Annotated in this window: 11 protein-coding genes; 2 read left to right on the top strand and 9 right to left on the bottom strand. The window is 50.2% G+C overall.

What is annotated here, in order from left to right; translation table 11 throughout:
• Window positions 1-40: 40 nt before the first annotated feature.
• Together NSQ46_RS08060 and NSQ46_RS08055 are read left to right on the top strand one after the other, a co-directional pair.
• Window positions 41-1,780 carry a sigma 54-interacting transcriptional regulator gene (locus NSQ46_RS08060; RefSeq protein ID WP_341342301.1) on the top strand — a complete coding sequence of 580 codons (1,740 nt, stop codon included), beginning with the start codon at window positions 41-43 and terminating at the stop codon, window positions 1,778-1,780.
• A gap of 194 nt (window positions 1,781-1,974) precedes the next feature.
• Window positions 1,975-2,715, top strand: a complete 741-nt coding sequence (locus tag NSQ46_RS08055; protein ID WP_341342302.1) for a Bax inhibitor-1/YccA family protein — start codon at window positions 1,975-1,977, stop codon at window positions 2,713-2,715.
• Between the two features lie 117 nt (window positions 2,716-2,832).
• On the opposite strand, the gene NSQ46_RS08050 is transcribed toward NSQ46_RS08055, so the two are convergent.
• The 9 genes from NSQ46_RS08050 to NSQ46_RS08010 form a co-directional block, all read right to left on the bottom strand.
• Complete coding sequence (locus NSQ46_RS08050) at window positions 2,833-3,651, bottom strand: carbohydrate ABC transporter permease (protein WP_040737814.1); 819 nt, start codon at window positions 3,649-3,651, stop codon at window positions 2,833-2,835.
• Window positions 3,652-3,783: 132 nt separating this feature from the next.
• Window positions 3,784-4,662 carry a sugar ABC transporter permease gene (locus NSQ46_RS08045; protein ID WP_077567664.1) on the bottom strand — a complete coding sequence of 293 codons (879 nt, stop codon included), beginning with the start codon at window positions 4,660-4,662 and terminating at the stop codon, window positions 3,784-3,786.
• A gap of 1 nt (window position 4,663) precedes the next feature.
• Window positions 4,664-5,767 carry an ABC transporter ATP-binding protein gene (locus tag NSQ46_RS08040; RefSeq protein WP_210094999.1) on the bottom strand — a complete coding sequence of 368 codons (1,104 nt, stop codon included), beginning with the start codon at window positions 5,765-5,767 and terminating at the stop codon, window positions 4,664-4,666.
• Between the two features lie 16 nt (window positions 5,768-5,783).
• Window positions 5,784-7,112: an ABC transporter substrate-binding protein gene (locus NSQ46_RS08035; RefSeq protein ID WP_342576609.1), complete on the bottom strand. Its 1,329-nt coding sequence runs from the start codon at window positions 7,110-7,112 to the stop codon at window positions 5,784-5,786.
• Window positions 7,113-7,486: 374 nt separating this feature from the next.
• Window positions 7,487-8,149, bottom strand: coding sequence for a glycerol-3-phosphate responsive antiterminator (locus NSQ46_RS08030; RefSeq protein ID WP_342576608.1), 663 nt, complete (start codon window positions 8,147-8,149; stop codon window positions 7,487-7,489).
• Window positions 8,142-9,023, bottom strand: a complete 882-nt coding sequence (locus tag NSQ46_RS08025) for a metallophosphoesterase (RefSeq protein ID WP_341342304.1) — start codon at window positions 9,021-9,023, stop codon at window positions 8,142-8,144. Before NSQ46_RS08025 ends, NSQ46_RS08030 begins: the two co-directional genes overlap by 8 nt.
• A 270-nt stretch (window positions 9,024-9,293) precedes the next feature.
• Complete coding sequence (locus tag NSQ46_RS08020; protein ID WP_186332954.1) at window positions 9,294-9,710, bottom strand: hypothetical protein; 417 nt, start codon at window positions 9,708-9,710, stop codon at window positions 9,294-9,296.
• Window positions 9,711-9,954: 244 nt separating this feature from the next.
• A complete protein-coding gene (locus NSQ46_RS08015) occupies window positions 9,955-12,264 on the bottom strand; it encodes a glycoside hydrolase family 66 protein (protein WP_341342305.1) in 2,310 nt (769 codons plus the stop codon).
• Window positions 12,265-12,423: 159 nt separating this feature from the next.
• Window positions 12,424-13,302 (bottom strand): carbohydrate ABC transporter permease, encoded by an 879-nt coding sequence (locus NSQ46_RS08010; protein ID WP_144871389.1) that lies wholly within the window; start codon window positions 13,300-13,302, stop codon window positions 12,424-12,426.
• Window positions 13,303-13,314 lie beyond the last annotated feature (12 nt).

Below are 13,314 nucleotides of genomic sequence, written 5' to 3'. Positions count from 1 at the left end.
TTGTAAGCATTTACATTTTCTATATCTAGGGGGCCACCGAATGAAGCATCGATTGCCGAGCGTGGAGCAGCTCATCCGCACGGACTGCATCATTGTTGATCTGACCGACCCGGCAGCAATCCGGGATGCCCTGGTTACGGCGGGCTGTACCCCTGTCTTTGTCAGGGTCGAGACCGGCAAATATGGGCTGCTGCCTTCATCGGCTTCGGATCCCGTACAGAATATCCAAGATATCCTGATTCATGTCGAGACCATAAACGCAGATGAGCCATTAACGAAAGCCTCTGCTGCCTTTACCTGCTGTTCATGGGCGATCGTACAGCGAAACGGCAAAGCGGTCGGCTATCTATCCGCTCAGGAAATGGTAGATGCGCTGGTGCAGGCTCACCGGGTGCTGGAGGCTTACTTCACAACAACGCTGAATACCTTGGACCCGGACGTTGCCATCACGCTGATTGACGAGGAAGGACGCGTTGCCGTCTGGACCTCCGGTGCAGAGCATATCTTCTCCATTCCGAGGGAGGATATCATCGGCAAGCCTGCTTCCGATTTCTTTCCCGTCGACCGGCTGCAGTCCCTTCGCACATTAGAAACCGGCCAGCCTGCCCATAAAATGCAGCATCGGCCGCGTCACGACCTGTTCGTCCTGATTAATTCCAATCCGGTTACGCTCGAGGATCGGATTATCGGCGCCGTTGCAGCGGAAACGGATCTGACCACCCAAATGCGGCTGCATCAAGAGCTGCTGCAGATGACAAGCAAGGTCCATCATCTTCAGAAGGAAGTGGCGATGCTGAGCCCTGCGGGAGACCCTTTTCAGCATATTAAGGGAACGAGCCGCGCGATTAAAAACAGCATCGAAACGATCAAGAAGATCAGCTCGACGAAAGCGACGGTGCTGATCCAGGGCGAGAGCGGAACGGGGAAGGAATTGTTCGCCAAAGCGATCCACGAATCGCGCGAGCCTGCGAACGCCCCCTTCATTGCAATCAACTGTGGAGCCATTCCGGCCGCATTGTTCGAGAGCGAATTATTCGGCTACGAACGGGGCGCTTTCTCCGGTGCGGACCCGAAAGGGAAGAAAGGAAAGATTGAGCTGGCCCGCGGCGGCACCTTATTCCTTGACGAGATCGGGGAAATGCCTCTCGACCTGCAGGTCAAGCTGCTGCGCGTGCTCCAGGAGCGAAGTTATTTCCCGGTCGGCGGGACGCAGCTGCATCGCGCCGACTGCCGGATCATCGCGGCCACGAACCGGGACTTGAAACGGATGATTGCAGATGGCAGCTTCCGTGAGGACCTGTACTACCGCCTGAACGTCGTGACGTTGGACGTTCCCCCTTTGCGCGAACGCAAAGAGGATATCTACGAGCTGACGCAGTCCTTTCTTCACGAATTCTCGCTTGTCTATGGCCGCCATATCCATTCGTTTACGCCGGAGGTATTCGAAGATTTGCTAAGGTACGATTGGCCGGGCAACATCCGCGAATTGCGCAACACCATTGAACGGCTTGTTATCTTCTCTACCGAAGGAGAGATTCGGCGCGAATATTTGCCGGACCATATGTATTCCGGCGATAAGAGTCCTCAGCCGGGGGAGGGAAATGACACTGGCACCACGCCGATCAACGGTGCTGCTTACCAAGCAAGGCTTGACGAGTACGAGCGAAAGCTGCTGCTTGAAGCGCTTCAAGCTGTTAACGGGAATAAATACACGCTGGCGAAGCAGCTCGGCATTTCACGGGCAACGCTCTACAATAAGCTCAAACGGCTGAATCTGTAACATGAGCTTGATTGGACGACGTCTAATATTTTGGACACATTAAATTTGAATGTCTAAAATTGCATACACAAACGCAATTCATTGTCCGCTCCACGAAACAGGCGAGGAATTTCGATGCGAAAAGATTCCATCTCCTAAAATATGACAACCTATGATAGAATGGACATAAAAATAGTTATCTAGGAGGCATTCATTTGTTAGGTCGTAGCGGAAATCCAACACTTAATGAGAATACGTTTGAGAGGAGCGGGCATTACAATGACCAAGAGACGATGACCATCGGCGGAACGGTGAACAAATCGTTCATGCTGCTTGCGCTGCTTATCGGGGCAGCAGTCATTTCTTGGGTCATGTTCTTTAACGGGTACGATATGTTCCCGCTTATGGTCGGCGGTGCGATCGGCGGCTTTGTGCTGGCGCTGATCATCAGCTTCGCGCCGAAGTCGGCGCCGTTTCTCGCACCGATCTACGCGGTTGCGGAAGGATTGTTTCTCGGCGCATTATCGGCCAATTATGAATCCCTCTATTACGGCATTACGCTGCAGGCGGCCCTGCTGACGATGTGCGTGTTCTTGGGCATGCTGCTTGCGTACAAGACCGGACTCATCAAGGCAAGCCCCGGCTTCCGGCGGGGAATCATCGCAGCTACGGCAGGCGTGGCGCTTGTCTATTTGCTCAGCTTCGTACTCGGATTGTTCGGTGTTACCGTTCCGTATTTGCATGACAGCACGCCGATCGGAATCGGGATCTCGATTGTCATCATCATTATCGCCGCATTGAATTTCGTGCTCGACTTTAATTTCATTGAAGAAGGGGCGCAACAGGGTGCACCGAAATACATGGAGTGGTACGGCTCCTTCGGTTTGTTGGTCACTCTCGTATGGCTGTACATCGAAATTATCCGCCTGCTGGCAAAGCTGGCGAATCGGGACTGATAGACCTTTGAAATTCCTCGAGTATCGTTCTCGAGCCTTCCATACACAAACAAGAAGTCCGGCCAAGGTGCCGGACTTCTTTCGTTTCGTCATATGAACCTTCACGAATTTCATAATCTACTTTACGCCATTGTACACGAACGCTTTAATAATCGAGCGCTGTGCAAAGAAGAACACGATCAGGATCGGCACGACGAGAATCAGGTTCGCCGCCATCAAAATATTCCACGTCGCAACACCCTCCGTTTCCCGGATTTTCGCAATCCCGAGCGGCAGGGTTCTTGCCGTTTCATTTGTCGTCATGACCAGCGGCCAGAAATAATCGTTCCAGTGGCTGATGAAGCTGAACAGTGCAATCGTGATCAGCGCAGGACGGGCCATTGGAATCATCAGCTTCCACATGATCTTCCATTCCTTGGCCTTATCGAGCCGCGCCGCTTCAATAAGCTCTTCCGGCACCTGCTTAAAGGACTGTCTTAGCAGGAAAATGCCGAAGGCGCTGGAGGCGAAAGGCAAAATCAGCCCCAAATGGGTGTTCAGCAAATGCCACGAGCTAAGCTGCAGATAAACCGGTAGAAAAATAAGCTGAGATGGAATCATCAAGGTCACCATGACGAATCCAAACAGGATGCCTGAACCGGGAAATTGAAATCTCGCAAAAGCATAAGCCGCAGGAATCATGGTCAGCATTTGCAAGATTAGAATACCGCCCGCAATCAAAACGCTATTGAAGAAATAATGAAGGAACGGTCCGGAGTTCCAGGCTTGAATAAAGTTTTGCCACTGCGGGTCGTTCGGAATCCATTCCGGCGGAAAAATCATCGTTTCCGGCAGGGTTTTAAGCGACGTCGAGATCATCCATGCAAAAGGCAGGGCGAAGATCAGCACAAGGCCCAGCATGCCGATGATATTCAAGGCTTTCAGAATGCCGTTCATCACCTTGACTCCGCTCCATGTCTCCGGCCTTAAGTTCCGTTCGGACGACTCTCTTGCTTGAACTGCTTTCTCTATTGCACTCACTTGAATTCGTCCTCTCCTTTCCGCTAACTCATCTATGCCGCACCAGGCTTATCTGTAATGGACGCGCTTGGACAGCATGCGGAAGTAAATGATCGTAAGCACGCCGACAATAATGAGCAGCATGACGCCGGCTGCCGATGCATATCCGATCTTGAAGAAGCGGAAGCCGTATTCGTAAATGTAATATACCAGCGTATTGGTCGAATTGACCGGCCCGCCTTGGGTCATGATTGCAATCGTCTCGAAAACCTGGAATGAGCCGATCATGCTCATAATCGCCAAGAAAAACAGCGTCGGGGACAGCATCGGCAGCGTAAGCTTCCGGAACGTCCGCCACCGCTTCGAGCGGTCAAGCGCGGCCGCCTCGTAAATGCTCGGCGGGATGCTCTGCAGGCCGGCGATAAAGACCAGCGTGTTGAACCCGATGCCCTTCCATACGGCGACCAGAATCAGCGACATGAGCGAGGTGTCCGGGTGGGACAGCCACTGCAGCGGCGACAGGCCGAACAAACCGATCACCCAGTTCAGCAATCCGTATTCGGGATCCATGAGCCAGCTCCACAGCAGGGAGATGGACACGAGGGAAATGATGTGCGGACTGAAGATCGCGCCTTGCACGAATCCGTAAAACAATCCCGAGCGGTTCAGCCAGAGGGCGATGGCCAGCGAAATGCTGAGCGTCAGCGACACCGTGGCAAAGGTGTAGATGGTCGTATTCAGGAGCACCTGCATGAACTCTTTATCCGACAGCAAATCCGTAAAATTTTGCAAGCCGACATAATTCTTCGTCGGGCTGACGAAATTCCAATCGAAGAAGCTGAGATAGATCATATAGAAGATCGGGTAGATGAAGAATATGCCGAATACGGCAAGCGAAGGCGAGATCATGCCATAAGGCTTAAGCTTTTCCCACAAACGAGATGTCATGCTAGAGCCCCCCGCCTACCGATACCAATTCAGGAGCCTGTGCCGTTCCGATCTCTTCCCCACGCCGAACCTCAACCTGCCGAAGCCTTTGGCCTTCGCTATTGAAATAGTACAGACGCTCATAAGGAACCGTCACCGTAACCAGCGTATCCGATGTGAGCGGTTCAAGAAACGTCTTGACCGAGAACATGCCGAGCGAGGATTGGATTTGATAAATATTTTCCGCGCCAAGGCTTTCGCGGGTCAGCACCATCCCGTCCAGCCGAAGTCCTTCGATTGCAGCCGGGGCATGGAATAGCGCATGCTCGGGACGGAACCCGAAGCTGGCGATATCATGCCGCTTCCCTTGGGCCGAAGGCAGCTGAAGCTCCTGGCTTGGCAAAATGTTCATAGCCGGCGTACCGATGAATTGGGCTGCAAATACATTCGCCGGATCGTTGTACAGCGTCATCGGCGAAGCCGCCTGCTGGATAACACCCTTGTTCATAATCACGATTTCATCCCCCATGGACATCGCTTCAACCTGATCATGGGTAACATAGACAAAGGTGGTGCCGAGCCGCTCGTGCAGCTGAATCAGCTCGGTCCGCATTTGGTGGCGCAGCTTCGCATCCAGGTTCGAAAGCGGTTCGTCCAGGATAAAAACCTGCGGCTTTTTGACCATGGCGCGCGCAAGCGCCACGCGTTGTCTTTGCCCGCCGGACAGCATTTCCGGCTTCTTTTTCATATAATCGCTAAGGCCGACGATTTCGGCGATGTCCTTGATCAGCTTCTCCCGCTCTTTCTTCGGCACCTTGCGGTTAATGAGCCCGAACTCGATGTTGTCGTAGACGTTCATCGTCGGGTACAGGGCATAGTTTTGGAACACCATGGCTACGTCGCGATCTCCGGGAGGGACCCCGTTTACGCACTTGTCATCGATCCAGATCTCGCCCTTCGTCTGCTCATCGAGGCCGGCTATCATGCGGAGCGTTGTCGATTTGCCGCAGCCTGACGGTCCGACGAGGACGGTGAAGGAACCGTCCCGAATCGTCAGATCCAAATTTTTGATGACTTCCTCGTCTTTGAAAAACTTGCTGATTCCTTTTAGCTCGATTCTGCCCATCTCACATACCTCCCGATTATTTGCTGAGCAGTGCGTTCGCCTTTTCGTTCGCCTCGTCCATCGCTTGCTGAGGCGTTACTTTCGGATCAAGCAGCGTTTTCTCGATCGCGCTCTTTACAAGTTTGGCCACTTCCGGATAGGCCGTCTCCATCGGACGCGGTCTCGCATATTCCAGCTGATCCACAGCCACTTTGTATTGCGGATATTCCTTATACAGGGACTGCATCTCTTCCGTCTCCAGCGCCGACAAACGAGTTGGCAAATAACCGACGTGCTTGCTTTGGTAAATCGTGCTTTCCGTTGTCGTCATGAACTTGATGAACTCCCATGCCGCTGCCTGCTCTTCCTCGCTCAGCTTGGATGTCATGACAAGCTGACATCCGCCTGTAGGCACCCCGTAAGACTTGTTTGCCGGCATAAACGCCGTATCAAATTCAAAGTTATTTCCCTTCGAAATATCGATTGCCCCAGCTACTCCTGCCGTCGAACCGAATTTAAACGCGGAGGTTTGGTTCGCCCAGTCCTTATCCGCCGTCGCGCCCGCTTCATCTCCAACCGGAATTTTAATAATCCCTTCTGCCGCAAGCTTCTTCCAGAACTCCACCGGCTCTACCGCTTCAGGCGTATTAAACAGGCCGGATTTGCCGTCTTCGGCAAGCACTTGGCCGCCGGATTGGGCGACAAGCCCTTCGTAGAACCAGATGTCGACCGGCATCGTCATGGCCGTAATCCCTTTTTCCTTAAGCACGCGTCCGTATTCCTCGAACTCGGCCCATGTCTTCGGTCCGGCCGGATCAAGGCCTGCTTTTTCCAGCAGCGAAACGTTCATATACATGATCGGCGTGCTGCGCATGAACGGAAGTCCGTACAGCTTTCCATCAACATAGGCATTTCCCATCAAGCCGGGATTGAAATCATCGATCTTCAGCTGGTCCTTATCCTTTTCGGCAAAAGGAGCCAGTTCCTGCAGCATGCCATATCTGGCAAACGTGCCCGTCGAGGCGATTTCCAGATCCGTTACGGCCGGAGCATCGCCAGCCGCAAATGCAGCCTGTACTTTGGCGTGCAGGTCATCGTAATTGCCCTGGTATTCCGCAACGACTTCGATCTTGTCCTGGGATTCGTTGAACCGTTTGACCAGCTCCTGCTTGGCTTCCTCGATTTTCTCCCCGAACGCGTACCAATACTTGATTTGGATTTTCTCGCCGGAGGCATTGCCCGTGTTAGCCGAGCCTGCGCTCGCGTTCGTTGCCGCCCCGCCGCCGGACTCGCCGCCGCATGCGGACAGCATCATGGCCATCCCCAGCATGAGTGTTAAGAAACCGCGTCTTTTTCTTCTTTTCATTTCATTTCCTCCCATAGTTTTATTTCTAATGAATTTGCAAAATTTCGATTCCAGTCGCTCCCCGATCCGATATATTGACGACCTAAACCATTTCGCTGGGTCCATTGCTGATTGAAAATCGCTCTTTGGATTTTTGCAAAATCCTCCCCTTAAAGCCGTTCGGGACCCGGTCTGTCAGGACTTTATGGGCATGACAAAAAGAAACCTGAAGCAAACCATACAAAAGTCTAAGACAAAGACTCCATGGTCTGTTCAGGTTTCTCCATCACTCCAACCCCATCGGCTATTTACTTGTGTGGTTAGAAAAGGCAGGTTTGTCTCTTCAACCTGCCTCCATCTTATCGCCCATATGTTAACGGGATATGTTTGAATTGTTAAACATCCGTTAAGCCAAAACTTTCCTTCCACAGCGAAGGGCTTGAAGAGGAAATGGCGGTCGCCCCGTGCGCAAGGCACTCCTCCGCGTGCTTTCGCTGCGTAAGCAGCCCGCCGGATATAATGGGGAGCTTCGTCATCTCCCTTACCTTTCCCAGCACCTCCGGAATCCGGGCAGGCATAATCTCGATAACGTCCGGCTGCACCTGATCCAGCGATTGAGTGATGTTGGCGAGACCCTCGGAATCGATCAGGAAGAAGCGCTGGATGGTGGTAAGCCCCAGCTTCTGCGCTTTCTTCACGACCTGGATCTTCGTCGTAATGATGCCGTCAGGCTTGATTGCATTCGCTAAATATTCCAATCCCGGCTGATCGAAGGACAAGCCGCCGATCTTCTCGACGTGAACGAACACCGGAATGTCATGCTGCTTAAACAAATCCACATAGCCTTTAATAACGCCGATGTTTCCTGTCAGCATGAATACACAGCTTAATGTATTGCTGAATGTTAGGGCAGCTTCAAGCTGCCTGACATCCCGAATAGAAGCCACGTTCCGGCGCAGCTCAAGCAGCTCCCGCAGACCAGCGGCGGATGAGCCCGCAACCTTCCCCCGCTTTTCCGAATAGGAACGGTTGGCCTTGGATGGTGTCTGATTAACCATGACTGCTGCCTGCCTTGACGGCTGCCGTATTTGCTAGCTCGGCGTCTCCTTTCACGAGCAAAATGCTGCACGCCCGCTCAAGCTCCGTTCCTCTGGCATTTGCATTCGGACTAAAGTGCTTCATATGGCGATGAATTTCGGGAAGCTGCCTCGACAGCTCCATGTCATCGATGTCGACGGCATGGATATGAATCGAATCTTCTTCCAATTCGACAATCCGGTACGCATGCTGGTCCAAGCAAGCGGACAACTGCACGAAGGTCCAGTTGTTCTGTTTCGTAATGGAATCGACATGGGTATGCCCGTTGAAATAGACGGCTGAGCCCTGTTTTCGGCTTAAAATCCGCCACATATCGATTGAAGGGTCAATGGAGCCTTTATCCCGATCCGATCCTGTCGTGGTCAGATGCACCGGGTGATGCGCAAACACAAGCATCGGCTTCGTGCCGGAGCTGACAACGATATGCTCGAACCAGCTCAGCTGCTCCTCATCAAGCCAGCCTCCCCAGTTCGTTAAATCCATCTCTCTCGTCGTGTCCAAAAATACGAACACCGCCTGTTCCATGTCGAGCGCCTGATAGCGGGCCTGCCCCGTCCTCATGAGCAAATCCCGCTTGGACTGGGAATAGGTGTCGTGATTCCCGAGCACATGAACAAAATTCGTATCGTAACGCTCCATGATTCCATAGACTTCATCGATTTCTCTCACCGTACCGAAATTCGTAAGATCTCCAAGCGAAATATGCATATCCGCTTCAGCACTCATGAAATGGTGCAGCATTCTTGTATAAAACGCATCCCTTGCCATCCCCCATGCGCCAATCTGTTCGTCCGCCTCGTGATAATGCAAATCTCCAAGGATCGCCAGCTTCATCTTCACACTCTCCTTATGCGTTTTAATCAGATCTATTATAGTAAGGGAATGTTATCTGAGCGTCCCCTTTAGTAGATATTTATGTAAAATAAGCTATCGTTGGGGTGAATGGGCAGTGAAGATATACATGCCTATCCGCTGGCTTTAGCCAAACAAAAACCCATGGCCGCCGGGTTCCCGGCATGCCATGGGTTGCTCAGTTGATACGCTTATTAGTTCATGCTTGCGACGAACCAATCCCCAAGCATGACCACGGGCAGCTTTAGGCAGTTATCGCTTAATCGCACGCATCCACACCAAAGCAATCCCGCCCGTGACGATTCCCCAAATGGCGTTCGTAATCAGAACGCTGACGATGGCAAACGGATTCGTCACCGGCCCTTGGAGCTCGCCGGTCAGAATCGGCGAGAGGACGGCGCTGATCAGGATTACCAGGATGCCGTATACAATGCCGGTATACATCAACGTCGTTACAGGCTGCTTCACTCGTGCGAGCACCGCAGCTGCAATCCATACGAGGGAAATGGCAACCGTAAACATGATGCTGCCGGCGGGCTGCCCGATTTGCTGCAGCAGGCCAAGCATGCTCATGACCGGACGAATGCAAGCGACCACAGCTAAAATCAAGATGAGCTTTGCGTGCTTTTTGCCATCCGTGACGCGGCTGTATTCTGGATAAGTTTTCATCAATGGATTCCTCCTCCGGAGCGGTCAATCCAGCCGTTAACCAGGCCTGTCGGGTGAACACCCGGACAACTCTGGAGCCTCCTTTCGCGAGGCAGGCCGGATTTCCCTCTCCCTTCTTGACCCTTATCATATCAGCCTCATGTTGCAAACTTATTGCGGCGCGTTACGGAAGCGATGAAAATGTTCAAACCTTCTGCATGGCCGTTCTCGCATTTCGCTCCATCAAGTGCTCCTATGCTATAAATCACTTCTTTAACGTACCCGAAAACCGCTTCAACTCTACGTTGTCAATTTGCAAATTCGTATTGCCTGGCGCATTTTGGGAAAAAGCAATCTTCAGACTGCCATTTGTTACTTTCACAATTCCAGATATCGTTCTATACTCATTCCCATGTGGAATGTATACATGAACGGGATCCGCCCCATTATCGGTTAATTCCATGAGGCTGGTGAAAGGATTGCCGGTATTCTGCTTCACTTTGGCGCTTACGGTATAAATACCCGGCTTCAGACCATAAACGGTTTGAGAGACGGTGGCTGTATACGGCTCTGTACCATAAATCCAGTACTTGCTTCCTTCGTAGGCATCGTTGGAATCCACACCATGAGCAGCTGTCCCTGTATACATCCACCCCTGTTGTCCGTTTTCAAAATCACCGTTAACCAGTGGGCCATCCACCGGCGGGTCTATCTTGCCCCCCGAATCTTTAGTGCTCATATAGATCATGTTCCAATATTCCAAGGAAGGGACTGTTATTTTTATATATTTGCCTTTTTCGTCCTTCCCCTTGGTAAAGGCCAATGGCTTGGACCGTCCATCATTTGCATCCGGCGAGGCCAACCATACGCTGTTTATATCGTTAGAGTAGTAATATTTCATTTCAAAGTTAGAGATCCGCTTTGGTGTTTCCTTTTGTCCATCATTTGCTCTCCAATCCTTTCGGCTTACTCCAAGCAAATTGATCATATGAACGATCTCATATTGGCTATCCTTCTTGCTATAAGCCCAGATTTTATTCGGATCTCCATATTTGCCGCTGGCATAAGCCGGGATTTCAATGCGATTCGTTGTCTCCGTCTGACCATCACGAAGAAGATTCTCATAAGCTACAATGAAGTCATACAATTTACTTACACGATGCTGCAATTCCTCTGTCATGTACAGATTTTGGGCAGGGAAATATTCGTTGCTAAGCATATTGCCGTTATCACCAAGCTCCATCCGTGAACCACCAGCGGCATAAACCGTTACCCCTGTCAGCATTACAGCAGCTGTATTAAACGGACTTCCTGGATTCTGCTCTCCATAGTCATAACTCATATAAGCGGGGACAACGAGTGATTTTCCTCCGCTCTCTTTACGCGATTGCTCGATCTCCTTTTTAAGAGAGTAATAAGTGTCATACAGCTGGCCATCACTATCCCGGTCCCAAGGCCAAATCTCAGCATAAAGGACATCCACGTCGGATATGTTAACGTTTTCAATTCCTTGGGCGCCGACCGGATTAAAGACGAGTTTCTTGTCGCCAATCGCATGTTTAGCCTTGTTCAGAAATTCTGTGTACGTGTCTTTTACATACAAAGTTTGATTATCGGAGGTTTTCATTTTTCCCCATTCGCCCACGGTATCACCGTGCCAGCCATCAAAATCAAAAAACTGAAACACCTTGTTCATTTCGCCAAAAATATAATTTTGCCACCCGGGATTTCCCGGATTAAAAAAATACAGGTGGGTTATGCCCGTTGGCGTAGAATCTGCCATTTTGAAGCTGAAATGTCCCTGCCCACTCGGATTGTCATCCGCATAATACAGGGCCCAATCCTGCTGTACACCATCCTGTTCGTAACCGGAAGTAGCCGCATAGATCATATTGTAAGCCATATTCGCCATCCCGACTGCTCTTGCCTGCGAGATGTAGCTTCTGACTGTATCTCCGTAAATCGCTCGACCTGACCAGTCATCCCACTTGACCAGATTCGGTGCAACAGGCTTGTGATGCCGGTATTTCCAGTCATAGTATTGCAAGGCGTTGATATGGTAATTCTTAAGCTTATCGATCCGCTCAGCCGTATTGGTATTCTGTCTGAAGTCCCAGACATACCCGTAACGCGGAAATTTAGTCCACGTTGAAGATACGTCAACGCCGACCGTATCAGAGTCAACAATCGCTCCAGCAGCGTCTTTCACATCCACTTCAATCAAATATCCTTTAAAATCGGGTTTTGGGGCAATCCAATCGGCAATCATCATCAGATCTGCATTATTGTTTAGATTTAATTCTTTCGTGATCGTATTGCCAATCTGCTCCTGTAAATGCTTCTCCTTAATCTCAACTGAACCGCCAGCAATATTTCGCCCTAATCGGTTTTTCAAATCAATGCGCAGCTCCACCTTCGCCCCAGGATCATACATTGCCTTATCTGTAGTTACATCATAAAGCAGCTTTCCAGTACTTGCAGCCTCACTCTCTTTGGGATGAAAACCGATCTGGCTAATCAACAGAACTCCTATTAATATAATCATGGTATGACTTTTAAACCGTTTTCTCCTCAAGAAGATCATCCTTCCTTATAATACGAAAGCGCATTCAATTCATTTTTAATTGAATCTCTTACCGGTTTTTATAAGAAGAGGGCTATTTCTAACCTGCCCTCTTCCGATTTTCTTCCTAGCCCTCATAAATATAAATCAGATTCGCAATTAGCCTTCTGTCTATTCTTTAACCGAACCAATTACCAGTCCAGAAACAAAATACCTTTGCAAGAATGGATAGACTAACAATACAGGAATAATTGAAACTACAATTTTTGCAGCATTCAGCGTTTTATTCGATACGGATGCGAGCGATTTTAATTGTGAGGGATCCGTAATTTTTGTTACATCCACCGTCAGCTGCTGAATATAGGTTTGAAGCGGATAGTTGGACGAGCTGTTCATGTACAGCAGCCCGCTGAAGTAGTCATTCCAATGACCGACCATTGAGAATAAGCCGATGGTAGCCAGTGCAGGCAACGAAATGGGAATAAATATACCAAACAGGATTCTGACTTTGGAAGCACCGTCCATAACAGCGGCTTCTTCAAGCGCGTTCGGAATGCTTTTAAAAAAATTCATCAATAGGATTACGTTAAATATCGGTACCGCGCCCGGTAAAATAAGCGACCATACGGAATCGATCAATCCTAGGCTCTTAACGACCATAAAGATGGGGATCATTCCGCCCGAAAAAAGCATCGCAAAGATCATGATATTCATATACACGTTGCGTGCATGAAAACTATGCTTGTTTTTGGACAATGGATATGCCATGAGGACGGATAACAATAAATTCAAACCTGTACCAATTACAACCCTCTCCAATGAAATGACAAACGATCGCCAAAATTGTGCATCATCCAGTAAAAGTTTATAAGCATTGAAATTAAAATTAACGGGCAATAGACCAACTAGATTGGCCTGGGCAGCCGATTTATCACTAAAAGAGATCGACACCATATTAAGCAGAGGTAAAAAGCACAGTGCGGTCAAAATTAATAAAACGGCCCATATACTCGCATCGGCAAAACGGCTTCCGAATGTTTTAGACTTCATTGTGTGCTCCCT

This window comes from Paenibacillus sp. FSL M8-0142, from assembly GCF_038597315.1.
Classification (GTDB): domain Bacteria; phylum Bacillota; class Bacilli; order Paenibacillales; family Paenibacillaceae; genus Paenibacillus_AQ; species Paenibacillus_AQ lactis.
This window is presented reverse-complemented; position numbering and strand designations above follow the sequence as displayed.

Coding starts and splice junctions, on each gene's coding strand:
- NSQ46_RS08040 (WP_210094999.1), bottom strand. CDS start 5,767: ATGGGCAGAATCGAGCTAAAAGGAATCAGCAAGTTTTTCAAAGACGAG.
- NSQ46_RS08025 (WP_341342304.1), bottom strand. CDS start 9,023: ATGAAGCTGGCGATCCTTGGAGATTTGCATTATCACGAGGCGGACGAA.
- NSQ46_RS08030 (WP_342576608.1), bottom strand. CDS start 8,149: ATGGTTAATCAGACACCATCCAAGGCCAACCGTTCCTATTCGGAAAAG.
- NSQ46_RS08050 (WP_040737814.1), bottom strand. CDS start 3,651: ATGAACGGCATTCTGAAAGCCTTGAATATCATCGGCATGCTGGGCCTT.
- NSQ46_RS08010 (WP_144871389.1), bottom strand. CDS start 13,302: ATGAAGTCTAAAACATTCGGAAGCCGTTTTGCCGATGCGAGTATATGG.
- NSQ46_RS08045 (WP_077567664.1), bottom strand. CDS start 4,662: ATGACATCTCGTTTGTGGGAAAAGCTTAAGCCTTATGGCATGATCTCG.
- NSQ46_RS08035 (WP_342576609.1), bottom strand. CDS start 7,112: ATGAAAAGAAGAAAAAGACGCGGTTTCTTAACACTCATGCTGGGGATG.
- NSQ46_RS08020 (WP_186332954.1), bottom strand. CDS start 9,710: ATGAAAACTTATCCAGAATACAGCCGCGTCACGGATGGCAAAAAGCAC.
- NSQ46_RS08060 (WP_341342301.1), top strand. CDS start 41: ATGAAGCATCGATTGCCGAGCGTGGAGCAGCTCATCCGCACGGACTGC.